Here is a 19,047-nt window from a genome sequence, read left to right as displayed (position 1 = left end):
AGCTTATGGCAAAGCGTCGAAGCCTTCGCCAAATCCCTTTAAATCTACAGGAATGCCCACACCTTCTTCAGGCGTTTGGAAGACGATGAAGGTTGCAGACTTGCCGTTGCGAAACGTCTTGAGCAGCTCATCTTCAAGGATGACCTCTGCATAGCAGCCATCTTCAAAGCAGCGCACAAAATAAGCGCGACCGATATCCTTGCCATCGACATTGAGGCCAAGGCCGTTTGGCAGCAGCACGCCGAGTGGGGCGAGAACGCGCAGGATGCGCGCTTTGTTGTCGGCTGTCTTCAGAACCACAACCGATAGACCAAGTTCTGGGCGTTTAGCCGCAACCACGTTTTGGATAAGCGCGCATTGTTCGGTCTTGGCACCCGCTGGCGTATCGCAGAGAATTGCCCACGCACCATGCTGCGACTTGAGCGTGCCACTCTGCTGCGGTGTTGCTGGCGATTGCGGCTGTGCTGCCGGTGCCTGCGTTGGCGCTGGAAGCTGCGCGGGCTTTTCCTGCGCTAGGGATGGCGTTGTTGCGACTGCCACAGCAAGAGCAGCACCCGTTGCAAGGGTGGCAAAACGAGGGAAAATCGAGCAGCGGGCGGATGGACGGAAAAACATGAAATCTCCAGATCGAATCACCGTGACGTTACCGTGCGAAGCAGGCCGTGAAAAGCTATTGTCGCCTCCGGGCCTTAATCGCAAAGGCAATGCCGGTTTTGCACCCAGATGCGTCCCAAGATGCGTTTGGGCAGTTATATCCATTTTCGATCGGCACGGTAACGGAAACCTCTTGCTAAATCATGGCTTCATTATGGGTTTCTGTGGGTTTTCCCAAGTTTTCGTCATGCAAAGAACCTCAAGCAAGCGCGCAGGATGCGGGGCTCTGACGCAGGGCTGCGCGCAAAAATGCCGCACAGGAACATATTCGCCTCGCTTGCGGTGTGCGGTAAGGTGTGGTTTGAACGCTGACGGGGGATACGGCCGTCTTAACGTCCGGCGTCCAAGCCTGCAAGGGCGAAAAGGGAGAGAGTTCTGGTGGATAAATTTGTTGCCACAACGAGGGGCGCCGTCGTTGGTGCTATCGCATTGCTGTGGACAAGCGGTGCCGCTCTGGCGGATCAGCCGCGTCCGTGGGAAATGACATTTCAAGCTGCTGCTACGGGCATTGCCGAGCAGATTCATTGGTTCGAGCGTTATACGCTCTGGTTTATCGTACCCATCACACTGCTTGTGCTGGTTTTGCTGTTCTGGTGCGCTTTCAAGTTTCGCGCGAACGCAAATCCTGAACCATCCAAGACCAGCCACAATACGGCAATTGAGGTCATCTGGACGGTGGGTCCGGTGATTGTACTGCTTTTTCTGGCGGTGCCATCATTCCAGCTCCTGACGGCGCAATATTCGCCCGAAGATCCTTCGCTGACCGTCAAGGCGACGGGGTATCAGTGGTACTGGGGCTATGAGTATCAGACCGAGACGCCGGTCAGTTTTGATTCTCTTATCCTAAAGGATGGAGAGCGGGCTGCGGCTGGCAAAGAAAACCGCGCTATCTATCCGCGTCTTCTGACTGTTGACAATGAAGTTGTCGTGCCGGTTGGAACGACAGTCCGTCTTCTGGTCACCGCCGCCGATGTTATCCATTCATGGACAATTCCGGCTTTTGGCGTGAAGATGGATGCTATTCCGGGTCGCATCAATGAGGCTTGGTTCAAGGCTGACAAAGAAGGCCTTTATTACGGCCAGTGTTCGGAACTATGTGGCAAGGATCACGCTTACATGCCGATTGCCGTGCGTGTTGTCTCGGACGAGCAATATAACACATGGCTCACGGCCGCAGCATCGGACCTTCAGGGTGCGAACAAGGCGCTTCAGGCTGAGCTTGAAGGCGATACAAATGATAAAGTAGCTGCGGCGGGTCTTTAAGACTTCGATACGCAAGACTGTTGAAAAACGGGAGCGAATTCCATGGCTGGCACAGCAGCTCACGAGCATGGAGCCCACGACGACCATAAGCCAAAGGGCTGGGTACGCTGGGTTTACTCGACCAATCATAAAGACATCGGTACTCTTTACCTGATTTTTGCAATCACGGCGGGCATTATTGGCGGCGCATTGTCGATCGCCATGCGTGCCGAGTTGCAGGAGCCGGGCATTCAGATTTTCCATGGCCTTGCGGCGATGGTTTATGGCGTTGAGGGCGATGCTGCTCTGGATGCCGGCAAGCACATGTTCAATGTGTTCACCTCGATGCATGCGCTGATCATGATCTTCTTCATGGTCATGCCTGCATTGATCGGTGGTTATGCCAACTGGATGATCCCGCTGATGATCGGCGCGCCGGATATGGCGTTCCCACGCATGAACAACATTTCCTTCTGGCTGCTGCCACCTGCATTGCTGCTGCTGTTGATCTCGCTGTTTATGCCTGCTTCACCCGGTACATGGGGTGTTGGCGGTGGCTGGACGCTTTATCCGCCGCTTTCAACCAGTGGCCAGCCGGGACCGGCGATCGATTTCGCCATTCTGGCGCTCCATATCGCGGGCGTGTCTTCGATCCTTGGTGCGATCAACTTCATTACCACCATTCTGAATATGCGTGCTCCGGGCATGACGCTGCACAAGATGCCGCTCTTTGCATGGTCTGTCCTCGTGACTGCGTTCCTGCTTCTGTTGTCGCTGCCGGTTCTTGCAGGCGGTATTACGATGCTGCTGACAGACCGCAATTTTGGTACGACCTTCTTCTCACCGGAAGGTGGCGGTGATCCAATTCTCTACCAGCATCTGTTCTGGTTCTTCGGTCACCCGGAAGTTTACATTCTGATCCTGCCGGGATTTGGCATCGTCAGCCACATCATTTCGACCTTCTCGCGCAAGCCGATTTTCGGTTATCTCGGCATGGCCTATGCGATGGTTGCGATTGGTGTGGTCGGCTTCGTGGTCTGGGCGCATCACATGTATACGGTCGGGTTGTCACTCGATACGCAGCGTTACTTCATGTTCGCAACGATGGTGATTGCGGTGCCAACGGGCATCAAGATTTTCTCATGGATCGCGACGATGTGGGGTGGCTCTATAACCTTCCGCGCGCCGATGCTCTGGGCTGTTGGCTTCATCTTCCTGTTTACCATTGGTGGTGTGACGGGTGTGCAGCTTGCCAATGCCGGTCTCGACCGGGCTTTGCATGACACATATTATGTGGTTGCACATTTCCATTACGTGCTGTCGCTGGGTGCTGTGTTCGCAATCTTTGCAGGCTGGTATTACTGGTTCCCGAAGATGAGCGGCTACATGTACGATGAGTTCACTGCGAAGCTGCACTTCTGGGTGACGTTTGTCGGCGTTAATCTGGTGTTTTTCCCGCAGCACTTCCTCGGTCTTGCTGGTATGCCGCGTCGCTATATCGACTATCCGGATGCCTATGCGGGCTGGAACATGGTGTCGTCTTACGGCTCCTACATTTCCGGTTTTGCCGTGCTGATCTTCCTCTACAATGTGTTTGAAGCATTTGCGAAGAAGCGAGAAGCAGGTGCAAACCCATGGGGTCCGGGTGCGACAACGCTCGAATGGCAGCTTTCATCGCCGCCACCATACCATCAGTGGGAACAGTTGCCGCGTATCAAGTAACGTTTAGGACGGGGGCGAATCTGTGAAATGGGTTCGCCCTTTTGTAAAACTATGATATGTGCGAGCGGCATTCAGCTATGTCAGCCCTTGGCTGGCGTTGCGGTTCGGAAAATCCGATAGGGGTGAATGCATTTCCGGGAGGTAGGGTTTGTTGGAATACCGGTGGGCGTTCAGGGCAGGACGCGGCATCGGTCGGTTGAATTCGAGGTTGTAAAGTCAATGTCTCTGGTGGAAAAAAACACGGTTTCCGACGAAGCATTCGCACTCTCTGAGGCGACGGCGCGGGATTATCTTATCCTGCTGAAGCCGCGTGTGATGTCGCTGGTGGTATTTACCGGCCTTGTCGGTCTGGTGCTCGCACCCGGCCATATGAATCCTGTCTTGGCTGCTATCAGCATTCTTTGCATTGCGGTTGGCGCAGGTGCGTCGGGCGCGCTCAATATGTGGTATGATGCCGATATTGATGCCGTGATGAAACGCACGCGCAACCGTCCGGTTCCAGCTGGCATCATCCAGCCCAATCAGGTGCTGGCCTTTGGCCTCACACTATCAGCCTTCTCAGTGGTTACTCTTGGCCTGATGGTCAATTGGCTGGCGGGAGCACTCCTCGCTTTCACGATTTTCTTTTATGCCGTTGTTTATACCATGTGGCTCAAGCGCTCGACGCCACAGAATATTGTGATCGGCGGTGCCGCTGGGGCCTTCCCGCCAATGATTGGTTGGGCTACTGCAACGGGTGAAATCACTTGGGACAGCACCGTTCTGTTCTTGATCATCTTTTTGTGGACCCCGCCGCATTTCTGGGCACTGTCGCTCTTCACATCAAATGATTACGAAGCGGCCCGTGTTCCGATGATGCCCAATGTGAAGGGCGAATTGTCGACCCGCAGGCAGGCTCTGTTCTATGCTGTTCTGATGGCGCCGGTTGGTGTGCTGCCATGGATCATGGGCTTTGCGGGCATTTTCTATGGCGTTATTTCTGTTCTGCTCGGACTGGCATTCGTCTATTATGCATGGCGCATGTGGGCGGCTGAAACCGAAACGCAGATGTTGCTTGCAGCGCGTAAGCTTTTCCGCTTTTCGCTGATTTATCTGTCCGTGATTTTTGCGGTGCTGTTGTTTGAAGCTTTGGCGGTCAAGCTTCTGACTGGATTTGGGTTCCTGTGAGGAGCGGGCTGAATTGGAGAGTGTTGTGATTGATAAGCCAGCGCAAGAGCCGGTGAAGGAAGAGCTGGAACTGATTGTGCCGACTGAGCCGCAGAAAAAGGCACAGCGTAATCGTTCTATCGGGCTTGCAATCGCACTTCTGCTTTTTGTGGTGCTTGTCTATATCGGTACGGTCGCAAAACTCGGTGCAAACATGTTTATGCGGCCAATGTAATGACGGCCATTCATGGGATGGGATGATTTAACAACAAACTGACCAGACGTTTTCGGGAGGAGAAGATGGAAGATCAGCAGAACATCGACGAGAAGCAAAAAAAGCTCAACCGTTCCAACCGCACGGTTGCAATCGCTTGTGTTGCCTTTTTCGCCTGCATGGTCGGTGCAGCTTACGCTTCCGTTCCATTGTATCGTCTGTTCTGTCAGGTGACAGGCTACGGTGGCACCACCCAGCGCGTCGAACAATATTCCGACACCATACTCGATAAAACCATGAAGGTCCGCTTTGATGCCAATACGTCAAACGGTCTGCCTTGGGATTTCAAGCCGGTCGAGCGTGAAGTCAGCTTGCGCATTGGGGAAACCTTGATGATCAAGTATGAGGCGCAGAATCTTTTTGATCAGACGACTTACGGTCGTGCGAGCTTCAATGTCGCACCAGCCCGGGCAGGCGCTTATTTCAATAAGGTTGAATGCTTCTGCTTTACCGACACGACCTTGCAGCCCGATGAGAGCATGGAAATGCCGGTGGTGTTCTTCATCGATCCGGAGATCATCAATGATCCTGATCTGAAAGATGTGAAAACAATTACGCTTTCCTATACGTTCTTTCCGATCGAGAAGCCTGCGCCCGTGGCAAATGCGAAGGGCGTCATCGGAAACAGCGGTGGAAGCTGATTGAATACGTGCGGCACATAATGCCGCAAAGACAAACAAGCCGCACAGCTTTATGGTGTGCCGGGAAGGGAACTGCCTGATGCTGCCTTAGGCGCAAGGGCTGAAATGCATGAGAGAGGGCCCTGAGGGGTTGCATGGGGAGAGACATGGCGAACGCTCACGAAAAAAATCACGATTACCACATTATAGCGCCAAGCCCATGGCCATTTCTGAGCTCAGTTGGCGCATTTGTGCTGGCAATCGGCGGTATCGCATGGATGCGCTATATCAATGCGGGTGATCTGCCATTTTTTGGCATCAATCTGGCAACGCCATGGATATTTTTCATTGGCCTCGCGATTGTTCTTTACTGCATGTATGCATGGTGGGCTGATGCGATCAGGGAAGGCCATGAGGGGCATCATACCCGCGTTGTGGCCCTGCATCTGCGCTACGGCATGATCATGTTCATCGCCTCGGAAGTCATGTTCTTTGCTGCATGGTTCTGGGCATTTTTCGATGCAAGCCTGTTTCCGAATGAAGTGCATCAGGTCGCGCGCGCCGAATTCACCGGCGGCCAGTGGCCACCAAAGGGAATTGAGGTTCTCGATCCGCTGCATCTTCCGCTCTACAACACGGTTATCCTTCTGCTTTCAGGCACGACACTGACCTGGGCGCATCATGCGCTGCTGCACAAGGATCGCTCGGGCATGATTATCGGTTTGACGCTGACAGTGGCGCTCGGTGTGCTGTTTTCGTTTGTCCAGTATTACGAATATGTTCATGCACCTTTCGAGTTCAAAGACTCGATTTATGGCGCGACCTTCTTCATGGCGACTGGCTTCCACGGCTTCCACGTCATCATCGGAACGATCTTCCTGCTGGTTATTCTGTTCCGCGCGATGAGCGGTGATTTCACGCCGGAGCGGCATTTCGGTTTTGAAGCGGCTGCATGGTATTGGCACTTCGTGGATGTCGTCTGGCTGTTCCTGTTCTTCACCATCTATGTATGGGGTGGCTGGGGTGCACCCATGCACGGCGGATAATCCATGTGCTGATTGAATTGCAGGCGGCCTTGGAAACATGGCCGCCTTTTCCTTTTTTCCACTTTTTGTGGGGTTAACATGTCCGACCATAATCCTTACCCACCCGTCGATCCCATAAAGAGCGGCATTCTTGGTCACTGTCCGCGCTGTGATGAGGGCAAGCTGTTTAACGGGTTTTTGGCGGTTGCGCCGCGCTGTCAGGCATGTGGCCTTGATTATTCTTTTGCGGATTCAGGCGACGGTCCGGCCGCCTTTGTGATCCTTATCATCGGCGTTATTGTGGTGGGTCTGGCTCTGTGGCTGGACGTGAATTACGCGCCACCGCTCTGGGTGCATTTCATTTTGTGGGTGCCGCTGGCAATTATTCTCAGCCTTGTTGCCATGCGCGCAATCAAGGGTATTCTGATCAATATGCAATATCGCAACAAGGCGTCTCAGGGGCGTCTGGATGATGGTCAATGAACCAGATACAAAAGTCGCGCAGGTTTCCGTGGGCTACGCTGATTGCGTCTTTAATCGCATTTTTGATTCTGGTTGCATTGGGAACGTGGCAGGTTGAGCGGCTGCACTGGAAGGAAGCATTGCTTGCGTCCACAGAGCAGCGTGTTCATGAGGCTCCAATCCCTCTGGCTGAAATGGAAAAAATCTATCGCGATGAGGGATCGGTCGAATATCGTCCGGTTACGGTTTCCGGCACTTTCATGCATCAGGGTGAGCGTCATTTTCTGGCGACCTATGACGGCCAGTCTGGCTTTAATGTCTATACGCCGCTGATGCTTGAGGATGGCCGTTTTGTGCTGGTCAATCGTGGTTTTGTGCCATACGACAGGAAAGATCCTGAAACGCGGCTCGACGGTCAATTGGATGGACCTGTGACGATCACCGGCCTTGCCCGTGATCCGCTCACGTCGAAGCCGGGCTATTTCGTTCCAGACAATGACATTGCAAAGAACATCTTTTATTGGAAGGACTGGGCGGCGATGGCCGAAAGCGCGGATATTCCTTCGCTTGATGATGCCGTGCCGTTCTTTATTGATGCGGATAAGACGCCGAATTTTGGTGGTTTGCCAATCGGCGGCATTACCATCATCGACTTTCCCAACAATCACCTGCAATATGCGTTGACCTGGTACGGGCTTGCATTGGCACTGCTGGGGGTTGTCGGAACGTGGTTCTGGCGATATCGGAAGGGTGTCAGGTCTTGACAAAGACCGTGTTACAGCCCAACTCCGGCCTATGTGATTATCAAGCGAGCATGCTTCATGACCGATAAACGTCCCCCTCTGGAAATTCGCCTCTGCGGCCCGCGCGGCTTTTGCGCAGGTGTTGACCGGGCAATCCAGATCGTCGTGCTGGCCTTGAAGAAATATGGCGCGCCAGTTTATGTGCGCCATGAGATCGTACATAACCGCTATGTTGTTGAAGGCTTGCAATCGCGCGGCGCGATCTTTGTCGAGGAACTAGACGAGATACCGGCAGAGCATCGCGATCAGCCGGTGGTTTTTTCCGCTCATGGTGTGCCGAAATCTGTGCCTGCGGATGCTGAAGCCAAGAACTTGTTTTATCTTGATGCGACCTGTCCCTTGGTTTCCAAGGTTCATAAACAGGCGATGCGTCATCAGCGTCTTGGCCGTCATGTGATCTTGATCGGTCATTCCGGGCATCCTGAAGTCATCGGTACGATGGGGCAATTGCCGGAAGGCACTGTCACGCTGATTGAGACAGTGGAAGACGCACGCACAATCGAGTTTGCCGATCCTGATAATCTGGGTTTTGTAACCCAGACAACGCTTTCGGTGGACGATACGGCGGGGATCATCGTTGAGTTGCAGCGGCGGTTTCCAAATCTGACAGCGCCAGCCGCAGAATCGATCTGCTATGCTACCACCAATCGTCAGGATGCGGTGCGTGCGGCAGCACCTGGCTGCGATCTGTTTCTGATCGTGGGCGCCCCCAACTCGTCCAATTCCAAGCGCCTTGTTGAGGTGGCGGAAAAGGCCGGTGCAGGCATGTCGATGCTGGTGCAGCGCGCATCGGATATTCAATGGGATCAGATTGGCGATATTTCGGTGGTGGGACTTTCTGCCGGTGCATCCGCACCTGAAATTATCGTCGATGAAATTATGGATGCTTTCAAGGACCGCTTCACCGTCAAAATTGAACTCGCCGAGACCACGATTGAAACTGAAAATTTCCTCGTCAATCGTGAAATACGCGACGTGGAACTGACTGTGCGGGATATGGCCTTCGTCAACGGCGAAAACCGCGTCGTCGGAATACCAAAGTTCATGCAAGGGAAATAAGCGGCATGGCCGTCTATACAGATATAAACGAAATCGAGCTTGGCGCTTTTCTAGAACAATATGATATCGGTGCGCTGACATCCTATAAGGGCATTGCGGAAGGCGTGGAGAACACCAATTATCTTCTGCATACCACGACAGGCTCTTTCATTCTCACACTTTACGAAAAGCGCGTGAACCGTGATGAGCTTCCGTTTTTCCTGAATTTGATGGAGCATCTTTCAAGGCGCGGTCTGGAATGCCCGCAGCCTGTTGTCCGTCGTGATGGTGTGACGATTGGTGAGCTTGCAGGGCGTCCGGCAGCCATCGTCACCTTCCTTGAAGGCATGTGGATGCGTAAGCCCACGGTTGCACATTGCGAAGAGGTTGGTCGCGGACTGGCTGAAATGCATCTGGCGGGGGAAGATTTTCCCATGCGCCGACGCAACGGCCTGACGCTGCAGGACTGGCGTCCGTTGTGGGATCTGTCAAAAGCCCGTGCTGACAGCGTGGAAGAGGGGCTGGTGGCCGAAGCTGAAGGTGATCTCGATTATCTGGAAAAGAACTGGCCACAAGGGCTTCCGCAAGGCGTTATCCATGCAGATCTGTTCCCGGATAATGTGTTCTTTCTTGGCGACAGGCTTTCGGGCTTCATCGATTTCTATTTCGCCTGTACCGATATTCTCGCTTACGATGTGGCCGTTTGTCTGAATGCCTGGTGCTTTGAGAAGGATTTCTCCTTCAATCTCACCAAGGGTGCTGCTTTGCTGCGCGGCTATAACGCAGTTCGTCCACTTTCGACGGCTGAAATCGATGCGCTGCCGGTGTTGGCGCGCGGTGCTGCCGTGCGTTTCATGCTGACCCGTCTTTATGACTGGTTGAATGTGCCCGATGGCAGCTTTGTGATGAAAAAAGATCCGATGGAATACGTGCGCCGGATGCGCTTCCATCGCCAGGTTACATCCGCAACGGAATATGGTCTTGAACTGTCGGGAGCTGCCGCGTGAAGCATATTGAAGCTTTCACCGATGGCGCGTGTTCCGGCAATCCCGGTCCCGGGGGCTGGGGTGCGATTGTACGTTGGAATGACCATGTGAAAGAGTTAAAGGGCGGCGAGGCTGATACCACTAACAATCGCATGGAGCTTATGGCGGCAATTTCAGCGCTATCCGCACTGAAAGAACCCTGTGAAGTCGATCTTTATACCGATAGCGTTTATGTTCGTGATGGTATTTCCGGCTGGATTGAGGGCTGGAAGCGCAATGGCTGGAAGACAGCCGCCAAGAAGCCGGTCAAGAATGCTGAGCTTTGGCAGGCGCTGGATGAAGCGCGCAAGCCGCACAAAGTGACGTGGCATTGGGTCAAAGGCCATGCCGGACACCCGGAGAATGAACGCGCCGATGAGCTTGCCCGTGCAGGCATGGAGCCGTTCAAATATAACGGCCATAAGTCTCTTCAGGTCAAATAAGAACGTCATGGTTCCGGACGTGAAAAAGCCGCGCTGAATTTCAGCGCGGCTTTTTGGTTTTGTGCAGATTACTTACCCTGCTGCATTTCGGATGGGTCTTTGAGACGACCTGTCAGCGAGAAGGCGAGCAGCGAAGACGCGAGCATCACCGCACCGACGATAAACATCGGCATTTCGTAAAGACCGGTCCAATCCTTGACGAGTCCCGTGATGTAAGGTGCTGCAAAGCCTGCAATATTGCCGATGGTGTTGATCAATGCGATACCTGCTGCTGCTGCCGGACCGCTCAGGAAGCGCGATGGAATGGCCCAGAAGTTCGGCAATGCGGAGAAGATCGCACAGGCTGTGATGGTGATCATCAAGATCGTGGTTGCAGGCGAGGGCATGAAAAGGGCGGCTGGAATAGCAAAAGCGCCAACCAGTGCCGGAATGCCGATATGCCATGGACGCACACCGCGCTTTGCTGCATCGCGGCTCCAGAAATAGAGAGCGATGGCGGCTGGCAGATAAGGAATTGCAGTGATCAAGCCCTTATCGAACACGTCAAACTTCGTGTTGAACTCCTGCTCGAACCCGTTGATGATCGATGGCAGGAAGAAAGCCAGTGCATAAAGACCATACACAAGGCCGAAATACACAATCGACAGAAGCCATACGCGCTTGTCGAACAGTGCCAGACCACTCATACGGCCATGGGCGCTTTCCTTGACTTTTTCTTCCTGAGCCAGTGCCCCATTCAGCCAGTCGCGTTCTTCCTTGTTCAGCCACTTGGCGTCATTTGGCGTATCCGGCAGGTAGAAAAAGGTGACAATACCAATGATGATTGCCGGAACAGCAACACCGAAGAACATGATGCGCCAGCCTTCAAGGCCGAAAGCGCCATGCATATCGATCAGCATTGCAGCGATTGGCGCACCGATAACAATTGTCAGTGGCTGCGCGATGTAGAACAGCGCAAGAATCTTGTTGCGGTGACGCGAAGGTACCCACATCGACAGGAACAGAATGGCGCCCGGGAAGAAGCCAGCTTCCGCAACACCCAGCAGGAAGCGCAGGATGTAAAGCTCTGTAGAGCTTGAAACCCATGTGAACAGAAGCGCCACAATGCCCCATGTCACCATGATGCGGGCGAGCCATTTGCGCGCGCCAAACTTGTGCAACGCAAGATTGCTTGGAACTTCAAGGATGATATAGCCAACAAAGAAGATACCGGCGGCGAAGCCGAACTGTGCTGCTGTCAGCGCAAGATCGGTTGTCATTCCGTTTGGACCAGCAAACGAAATTGCGGTCCGATCCAGGAAGTTGATGAAGAACATCAGCGCGATGAACGGGACCAGCCGGATCGAAATTTTCGATATGGCCGACTTTTCAGCGGGCGTCATTTCGTGAGATTTTTGCTGCATGGCAGTTCCTCCCTGCTTGCATATTTAACGTAAGCGGAAGAAACAGTATGAAGGCAAATCAAATGAATTGCCTATTCATGCGGCACTTGCGCTTTTAAATAGGCGGATAGCTAATGAATGCGACATGCCGCCGCAAGCGATTTATTCGCGCCAAACTGTGATATTACCTCACAGGTATACTCATACTCGAATGGAGTCTTACATGCGTCCATTGCCATCTTTGAATGCGCTTAAAGCCTTTGAAGCTGTTGCACGCCATCGTTCGATGACGCGTGCTGCCGAAGAGCTCTGCGTGACGCATGGTGCAGTCAGCCGTCAGATCCGTGCACTCGAAGATACGCTTGGTGTTCTTCTTGTCACGCGCACGGCGCGCGTAAGCGATCCGACACCTGAGGGTGTACGGTTAGCGGAAGCGCTCGCCAGCGCATTTTCAATCATTGAAGCGAGCATTGAGCGGGTAAAACCGGGACCTCTGACGCTTTCCTGTTCATCGTCGATTATGATGGAGTGGATCATTCCGCGCATAGGCCGCTTTCATGAGCGCTATCCGCATATCGAACTGCAATTTAACATGAATTATGATCGCATCGATTTCATGCGTGACAAGATTGGTATTGCGATCCGTTCAAGCATCATCGAGCCGCCGGCGGATGCTGTAATTCGCGATATGGGACGCGAGGAGATCGGTTTGGTTTGCGCGCCGTCTTATCTGCAGCATTGCCCGTTAAGCGGCCCAACTGATCTGGTGAATGCGACAGTGCTTGCAACACAGACACGTCTTGAGGCATTCGAGGACTGGCAGAAGGCAGCAAACGTAGATTTCCAGATGCCGGAGTTTAAATCGACATTCCATCATTTCTACCTGCTGATACAGGCCGTCTTGTGTGGATTGGGTGTGGCGGTGGTGCCGCGCATGCTGGTGGCGGAACACATTGCATCGGGCCGTCTTGTTGCGCCATTTGGATTTTGTCCGGGGCCGCGCCGCATGCTGCTATGGATCGCGCCACACAGGGCAGGGCAGCCGGATACGCTGGCGCTTGAAAAATGGCTGACCCGCGAAATGCGCGCCCTGCCTGAAAAGCAGGGCGCGTGATTGGCTTATCTTAAAGCTGTTCGATCAGCGTCGCCGCACTTGAAGTTACAGCCTGTCCAGCCTGTTCTTCGATGTTTAGCGTCTTGACGACGCCGTCTTCAACGATAGCGGAATAACGCTTCGAGCGAATACCAAGACCGCCCGCAGTTGCATCCAGTTCGAGGCCAATGGCCTTTGTAAACAGGGCTGAGCCGTCAGCAAGATACAGGATCTTGCCTTCGCCGCCGGTGCTCTGTGCCCAAGCGCCCATTACGAATGGATCATTGACGGAAACAACAACGATCTGATCTACGCCCTTGGCAAGGATCACGTCACGGTTTTCAAGATAGCCCGGCAGGTGGTTGAGGCTGCAAGTGGGGGTGAATGCACCGGGCACTGCAAAAAGAACGACCTTTTTGCCTGCAAAGACTTCGTCCGTCGTCACTTCCTTCACACCATCCGCAGTCTTTACCTTGAAGGTAGCTGCTGGCAGCTTGTCACCAACTTTGATCGTCATTGTTTTCTCCTGAAAGTGAGCGTTTGCCGTCGGTGCTCACCTGTGTGAATGGCTGTTTTTCAATTTTCCGTATGCAAAGCATCGCAACGCCACTTAAGCCGATAAAGGCGCGTTGGACAATTTCAAATTGCTGATGGTTGAAGTTAGTCGAGCCGGACCTGTCCTGAGACTGCTTTGCCGTTCTGCACCAGTGTATAATCGATCATGGCACCTTCGCTGGCTTTTCCCTGCAATGTTGCAATGAAACGCTTTTGGTCAGAGGCCTCATCGGGTGTTGTTTCAGACAAGTTGAACTGCTCGCTGCCGACAAAAAGCTCTGCGGGTGCTTGGCTATCCGGCACTGAAATATCGAAAATGGCTTTGTTCTCTTCGCGCCTTGCGGCGGCGACACCAAATTCTGGCGTGGCAGGGGATGGCAATCGGTCAAAGGCCGTTTCAACAATCGTGCTCGCAGCGATGGCTTGCGGTGATTGTTCTGCCGCTTTTGTGGAAAGCGGGAAGTCAAACTCTGCCTGCACAGGAATGCAGATGTTATGGCAGACGCCAAGAAAGACATTTCCCTTGAGCTGCTTTTCACCGGGTTTTACGGTGAATGTCAGCGGTAAAGATACAGGATTCTTATAGCCGATACCGCCTTCATCACCAGCGCCAAAGCTCACAGGTGCAGGGAATTCGATGCGCGCGTGCGCATCGCCGTCAACATTGAGCTGCGGCGGCACACCGGCATCGCCCGGATTGCGCCAATAGGTTTTCCAGCCCGGATTAAGATCAATCTGCAAAGCCCCGCGCAGCCCATCTGCTGTGTTGGTTTCGTCGAGGATAACCCGAACCCTGCCGCCCGGCGTTTCCGTCCATGCGGACGTAGCACTGTGCGCTGGTGCGCCTGCGGCCAGAACGACGGCGATGATCAGAAAACGACATAATTTCATATGGTGAGATTGATAGAAAATCGTGTCGTTATCAAGGCTTAAGATGTTGTTCGCAAGAATTGATGTCCGAAATTCAGATTTTGAATATCAGGTTTTTGAAAACAGACAATATGATGAGAACGCCCAGGGCCATATGCAACAGGAGGGCAATATTGGAGATGGATCGAAGTTTATTGTAATCAGCAAATTTTGCATTGATCTCAGCATCCGGCACCGGATTACGCCAAAGATAGAGCGCAAAGCCATAATTGCCGCGTGTCATTGTGACGATATAATAGAGGTCAGATACGTCGCCAATAATCTGCGTCATCGCTGGACTTTGTCTGATGAAGTCGATCAGTCGAGAGAGTTTTATTTGTGCATAAATGGCATAAAGAACGAAGACTATTACCGAGCTTATTATGATGTATGCCAACATGCCAGAATTCTTCTTAATTTCCAGATTGGGCAAATCCGGTTGAAATCGACCCAAGAGGGCTTTTGATAAACTTTGTACGAAATTCGTTGTCATTTCGTATAGTCTTGCTACCTTCTCAGCTATGAACATTCTCAGGAAGCCAAATCAGGAGCAGGGTTTCTTGAATGGGCAATTCCTGCTCGCCATGCCCGGAATGAGCGACGAGCGCTTTGCGCGCTCGGTTGTTTATATCTGTGCGCATTCGGAAGAGGGGGCTATGGGATTGATTATCAATCAGCTTCAGCCCGTTGGTTTTCCTGATCTTCTTCGACAGATTGGTGTGATTGACGATGATGATCTGATCGTGCTGCCTGAGCGCGCGCAAAATATGATCGTCCGCAATGGTGGCCCTGTGGATCAAACACGTGGCTTCGTTTTGCACACCGATGATTTTATGGTGGATTCGACAATGCCGGTCGCCGAAGATGTGTGTCTTACAGCAACCGTTGACATTTTGCGTGCCATTTATGGCGGCAAAGGTCCCGCACAGGCTTTGATGACGCTTGGCTATTCGGGTTGGGCACCGGGGCAACTTGATGCAGAATTTGCGGGGAATGGCTGGCTGGCATGCCCTGCGCCAATGGACATGCTTTTTGACAGCGATATTACCGGCAAATACGACCGGCTGATGACCCATATGGGCATCGACATGACACGGCTCGTTTCCGAAGCCGGTCACGCCTGAACATTCTCCGTACAGATTACGCCGCTGTTGCTTCCTGCTGATCTTTGATCATGCGCGTTGCATCTTCGCGGCTGGATGGTTCTCCGAACATGAAGCTTTGCACATATTCACACCCCATCTGGCGCAGTTGCAACGCGTCACTCTCGCTGTCGACGCCTTCGGTTACGACTGCAAGTCCGAGATCATGCGCCATGCTGACGATAGAGCGCAGCAGCGTGGTCTTTTGCGGCTGATCACCTTTGACGAATGAACGGTCGATCTTGATGATGTCGAACGGGAAGCGGGTGAGATAGGCAAGCGATGAATAGCCGGTGCCAAAATCATCAAGCGAAAGACCGACGCCCATCGTCTTGAGGCGTGCAAGCACATGAGCGGACTGTTCCGGGTTTTCCATCAGCACGGATTCGGTCAGTTCCAGCTTGAGACTGCCCGGTGTGAGGTGAATGCGCGAGAGGACCGAACGCATATCATTGATCAGGTCTTGCCGGATAAGCTGGGTGCTCGACAGGTTCACGGAGACGAACAGATCGAGTTTTGGAAACTGTTCCTGCCAGGCAAACAGATCTTCCGCAGCGCGTTCAATTGCAAACAGGCCAAGCTGCACGATAAGGCCTGAATTTTCGGCAATCGGAATGAATTCCGATGGAGAGATGGAACCGCGGCGCGGGTGTTCCCAGCGCATCAGCGCTTCAAAACCTGCAATTGTACCTTCGTCCAGCCGCACGATTGGCTGGTAGACGATATTGATTTCATCGCGTTCAAGCGCACGGCGCAAATCGGATTCCAGTTGCAGCTTGTCGCTACCGATTGCACGGAATGCCGGGCGGAATGGCTCAATACGGTCGCCGCCAAAACGCTTGGCCTGATGCATCGCCAGTTCGGCGTCTTTTACAAAATCTTCTGCGGAAGCAGCCGTTTTGGTCCATGTGATCAGGCCGACTGAGGCTGTGAGCACGATTTCGCGTTTTGCATAGGCAATGGGTGAGCGCACGGCCTGACGCAATGCTTCTGCAAAGGCAGCAATATGGCCCGGATCGCTTTCAGAGGCCAAAAGCAGACCAAACTGATCGGAAGAAAGACGTGAAAGTGTGTCCTGTGGCTTCATAATGCGCGACAGGCGGCGCGAGATCGTAAGCAGAATCGTGTCGCCGGCCGACATACCGAGGCTGTCATTGACCTGCTTGAAACGGTCTATGTCGATGATGAAGACGGTCGGGTGCAGGTTGCTCTCGCCGCGTGCCATGTTCATCACATTGCTGAGACGATCAAGGAAGAGTTCGCGATTGGGCAGTCCCGTCAGATTGTCATGCACGGCATCATGCAAAAGGCGTTCTTCGGCCTTTTTCTGTTCAGTTACATTGATGAGCGTACCGACACAGCGAACGATTTCGCCGTCTGAACCGATGACGGGGCGTGCGCGCAGCGCATACCAGTGATAGTGGCCGTCATTGGCGCGCAGTCGGAAAATCTGGCCGATGCGGCCGCGCCGGTTTTCAAGAATGGCATCAAGCGTGGAACGGAACCGATCACGATCATCAGCGTGCATGGCTGGCAACCAGTTGCGCACTGGGCCTTGCAGAGAGCTGGCCGTGTTTCCGAGATAGTTGGCAATATCGGGCGTGGTGACAACGCGGTCGCGCGGCACGTCCCAGTCCCAGACGATGTCGCCCGCACCGATGACGGCCAGTGCCTGACGCTCCATATCAGAGAGCAGCCCCTGATGAAGCGCACCACCGGAAAAGGCGTGTTGCATGACGGTAAAGCCAATAAGCAGCACAATCAGCACCAGACCGCCACCAAGCGCGGGCTGAATAATATCATTGTCGAGCTGGCCGGATACCGTCATCCACGCGCCAAGCAGCCATATCAGTATGAGCAGCCATGCCGGAATGAGCATCACCGCTCGATCATAGCCTTTGACCGCAAGATAACCGATGATACCGATGCCCGAGGCCACAGTGAGCGCCAAAGATATGCGCGCAATGCCAGAAGCCACCGGCGGATCGAAGACCGCAACCCCTGCCAGCGCGATCAGGCCGAGCACCCATGTCACAGCGCCATAGCTGAAATGGTCGTGCCATCGGTTAAGATTGAGATAGGTAAACAGGAAGATCACCAGAGAGGCGGCAAGGGCGACTTCCGTACCCGCTCGCCAGACCTGCTCGTTTCCGGGCGAGATCTCCATCAGCTTGTTCCAGAAGCCGAAATCCACGCAGATATAGGCAAGTACAGCCCATGCAAGGGCAGCTGTTGCAGGAAACAGCGATGTTCCTTTGACAACAAACAGGATTGTGAGAAACAGAGCCAGAAGACCGGAAATTCCAAGCAGAATGCCGCGGTAAAGCGTGTAGGAATTAACCGCATCCTTGTAAGCTTCCGGCTCCCACAGATAGAGCTGGGGCAGATTATGGGACGACAATTCGGCAACAAAGGTTACAACAGTGCCGGGATTGAGCGTGATGCGGAAAACATCAGCATCGGCACTGGGTTGCCGGTCAAGCGCAAAGCCTTCGCTGGGCGTAATCGACGCAATACGTGGCGAACCAAGATCCGGCCAGATGACACCCGAACCAACCAGTCGGAAATGCGGCGCAACAATCAGCCGGTCGATCTGTTCATCGGTTGGATTGGCAATCGAAAATGCCGCCCAGTCGCCTGACGCATTGGAATTGGGGTCGGCCTGCACCTCGATGCGGCGAACAATGCCATCAGCACCCGGTGCGGTTGAAACCTGCACGCTCTCACCCTGATTGCGCAGCAGTTCCACAGCGCGCGAAAGGTCAAGAGCGGTATCTTCCTTGGAAATCTTGATCGGTTCAACCGCAAAAGCATGAACCGCAGAACAGGTTACAATCACGATCAGCGCTGCAAAACGTGTGAGAGCTGAAAAAAACCTGTCTGTAAAACCATTCACGAGCGTTCAACCTTGCCATTGATCATGCGTAAATCGCTTTCTATCAGAGCAAATAACAGGTGATCCTGCCAGAAGCCGTTTATCTTGAGATAGGAGCGCAACAGTCCTTCTCTCTGAAATCCGGCTTTTTCGAGAAGCCGTATCGAACGAACATTATGGGGAATACAGGCAGCTTCAATCCGGTGCAACCTTAGTTCCCCGAATGCGAAGGGGATAACCAAAGATAGCGCTTCGGTCATATAGCCTTTACCCGCTGATGAAACGCCGCTCCAATACCCGATCATGCCGCTTTGCCCAACGCCGCGCCGGATATTGCCAAGGGTTATACCGCCAAGCAGCTGGTTGTCTTTGTTATGAAAAATAAAAAATGGAAAGCCGGTGCCATCTGACATTTCTTCCTGGACTCGCCGCAACCGATAGCGAAATGCACCTTTCGTGAGATCATCATCAGCCCAGGTCGGCTCCCATGGCGTGAGAAAAGCACGGCTCTGCTCACGCACACTGGCCCAACTGGCAAAATCGCTCATCAACGGCTCGCGCAGATAAATCCGCGGCCCACGAAGAATTGACGGATTGCTGCGCCGGAATGGCAGGCCGATCATGCGGGTTCCTGTGT

Annotated in this window: 20 protein-coding genes; 13 read left to right on the top strand and 7 right to left on the bottom strand. The window is 53.4% G+C overall.

The features are described 5' to 3' along the window. Positions 1-3: 3 nt before the first annotated feature. Positions 4-615, bottom strand: coding sequence for an invasion associated locus B family protein (locus VBH83_RS04095; protein ID WP_265983105.1), 612 nt, complete (start codon positions 613-615; stop codon positions 4-6). Between the two features lie 417 nt (positions 616-1,032). Here VBH83_RS04095 and coxB point away from each other — a divergent pair, with 417 nt between their 5' ends. The 11 genes from coxB (at position 1,033) to rnhA (ending at position 10,454) form a co-directional block, all read left to right on the top strand. Then, positions 1,033-1,917, top strand: coding sequence for a cytochrome c oxidase subunit II (gene coxB, locus VBH83_RS04090; protein WP_265983106.1), 885 nt, complete (start codon positions 1,033-1,035; stop codon positions 1,915-1,917). A gap of 42 nt (positions 1,918-1,959) precedes the next feature. Next, a complete protein-coding gene (gene ctaD / locus VBH83_RS04085) occupies positions 1,960-3,618 on the top strand; it encodes a cytochrome c oxidase subunit I (RefSeq protein ID WP_265983107.1) in 1,659 nt (552 codons plus the stop codon). A gap of 219 nt (positions 3,619-3,837) precedes the next feature. Continuing rightward, positions 3,838-4,785 carry a heme o synthase gene (locus VBH83_RS04080; RefSeq protein ID WP_396996472.1) on the top strand — a complete coding sequence of 316 codons (948 nt, stop codon included), beginning with the start codon at positions 3,838-3,840 and terminating at the stop codon, positions 4,783-4,785. A gap of 28 nt (positions 4,786-4,813) precedes the next feature. After that, positions 4,814-4,999, top strand: a complete 186-nt coding sequence (locus VBH83_RS04075) for a hypothetical protein (protein ID WP_265983851.1) — start codon at positions 4,814-4,816, stop codon at positions 4,997-4,999. 65 nt (positions 5,000-5,064) lie between these two features. Further along, the gene (locus VBH83_RS04070; RefSeq protein WP_265983109.1) at positions 5,065-5,679 is read left to right on the top strand and encodes a cytochrome c oxidase assembly protein; all 615 of its coding nucleotides are present in this window, start codon (positions 5,065-5,067) and stop codon (positions 5,677-5,679) included. A gap of 146 nt (positions 5,680-5,825) precedes the next feature. Further along, the gene (locus tag VBH83_RS04065; RefSeq protein ID WP_265983110.1) at positions 5,826-6,704 is read left to right on the top strand and encodes a cytochrome c oxidase subunit 3; all 879 of its coding nucleotides are present in this window, start codon (positions 5,826-5,828) and stop codon (positions 6,702-6,704) included. A 78-nt stretch (positions 6,705-6,782) separates the two neighbouring features. Continuing rightward, a complete protein-coding gene (locus VBH83_RS04060; protein WP_265983111.1) occupies positions 6,783-7,166 on the top strand; it encodes a DUF983 domain-containing protein in 384 nt (127 codons plus the stop codon). Next, positions 7,163-7,909, top strand: a complete 747-nt coding sequence (locus VBH83_RS04055) for an SURF1 family protein (RefSeq protein WP_396996470.1) — start codon at positions 7,163-7,165, stop codon at positions 7,907-7,909. The genes VBH83_RS04060 and VBH83_RS04055 overlap by 4 nt, the downstream gene beginning before the upstream one ends. A gap of 57 nt (positions 7,910-7,966) precedes the next feature. Continuing rightward, complete coding sequence (gene ispH, locus VBH83_RS04050) at positions 7,967-9,007, top strand: 4-hydroxy-3-methylbut-2-enyl diphosphate reductase (RefSeq protein WP_396996468.1); 1,041 nt, start codon at positions 7,967-7,969, stop codon at positions 9,005-9,007. 5 nt (positions 9,008-9,012) lie between these two features. Further along, complete coding sequence (locus tag VBH83_RS04045) at positions 9,013-9,993, top strand: homoserine kinase (RefSeq protein ID WP_396996466.1); 981 nt, start codon at positions 9,013-9,015, stop codon at positions 9,991-9,993. Continuing rightward, positions 9,990-10,454 carry a ribonuclease HI gene (gene rnhA / locus VBH83_RS04040; protein WP_396996464.1) on the top strand — a complete coding sequence of 155 codons (465 nt, stop codon included), beginning with the start codon at positions 9,990-9,992 and terminating at the stop codon, positions 10,452-10,454. The genes VBH83_RS04045 and rnhA overlap by 4 nt, the downstream gene beginning before the upstream one ends. Before the next feature lie 68 nt (positions 10,455-10,522). On the opposite strand, the gene VBH83_RS04035 is transcribed toward rnhA, so the two are convergent. Next, positions 10,523-11,857, bottom strand: coding sequence for an MFS transporter (locus tag VBH83_RS04035; RefSeq protein ID WP_265983116.1), 1,335 nt, complete (start codon positions 11,855-11,857; stop codon positions 10,523-10,525). Positions 11,858-12,059: 202 nt separating this feature from the next. Here VBH83_RS04035 and VBH83_RS04030 point away from each other — a divergent pair, with 202 nt between their 5' ends. Continuing rightward, on the top strand, positions 12,060-12,950 hold the full coding sequence (locus VBH83_RS04030; RefSeq protein ID WP_265983117.1) for a LysR substrate-binding domain-containing protein: 891 nt from the start codon (positions 12,060-12,062) through the stop codon (positions 12,948-12,950). 10 nt (positions 12,951-12,960) lie between these two features. On the opposite strand, the gene VBH83_RS04025 is transcribed toward VBH83_RS04030, so the two are convergent. From VBH83_RS04025 to VBH83_RS04015, 3 genes are all read right to left on the bottom strand, one after another. Then, complete coding sequence (locus tag VBH83_RS04025; protein ID WP_265983118.1) at positions 12,961-13,446, bottom strand: peroxiredoxin; 486 nt, start codon at positions 13,444-13,446, stop codon at positions 12,961-12,963. A 143-nt stretch (positions 13,447-13,589) separates the two neighbouring features. Beyond that, entirely contained in the window at positions 13,590-14,375 is a 786-nt protein-coding gene (locus VBH83_RS04020) for a protein-disulfide reductase DsbD domain-containing protein (protein ID WP_265983119.1), read from the bottom strand. A 73-nt stretch (positions 14,376-14,448) separates the two neighbouring features. Next, a complete protein-coding gene (locus tag VBH83_RS04015) occupies positions 14,449-14,886 on the bottom strand; it encodes a hypothetical protein (RefSeq protein ID WP_265983120.1) in 438 nt (145 codons plus the stop codon). A gap of 28 nt (positions 14,887-14,914) precedes the next feature. Here VBH83_RS04015 and VBH83_RS04010 point away from each other — a divergent pair, with 28 nt between their 5' ends. Further along, the gene (locus VBH83_RS04010) at positions 14,915-15,517 is read left to right on the top strand and encodes a YqgE/AlgH family protein (RefSeq protein WP_265983121.1); all 603 of its coding nucleotides are present in this window, start codon (positions 14,915-14,917) and stop codon (positions 15,515-15,517) included. 16 nt (positions 15,518-15,533) lie between these two features. On the opposite strand, the gene VBH83_RS04005 is transcribed toward VBH83_RS04010, so the two are convergent. Both VBH83_RS04005 and VBH83_RS04000 read right to left on the bottom strand, forming a co-directional pair. Then, positions 15,534-18,431, bottom strand: coding sequence for an EAL domain-containing protein (locus VBH83_RS04005; RefSeq protein WP_396996460.1), 2,898 nt, complete (start codon positions 18,429-18,431; stop codon positions 15,534-15,536). Further along, positions 18,428-19,033, bottom strand: coding sequence for a GNAT family N-acetyltransferase (locus tag VBH83_RS04000; RefSeq protein WP_396996458.1), 606 nt, complete (start codon positions 19,031-19,033; stop codon positions 18,428-18,430). Before VBH83_RS04000 ends, VBH83_RS04005 begins: the two co-directional genes overlap by 4 nt. Positions 19,034-19,047: the final 14 nt, after the last annotated feature.

Origin of the sequence: Ochrobactrum sp. S1502_03 (assembly GCF_044435015.1) — a bacterium.
GTDB classification, from domain to species: Bacteria; Pseudomonadota; Alphaproteobacteria; order Rhizobiales; family Rhizobiaceae; genus Brucella; species Brucella chromiisoli.
Note: the sequence above shows the minus strand (reverse complement) of the source record. Positions and strands in the feature narration are given on the sequence as shown.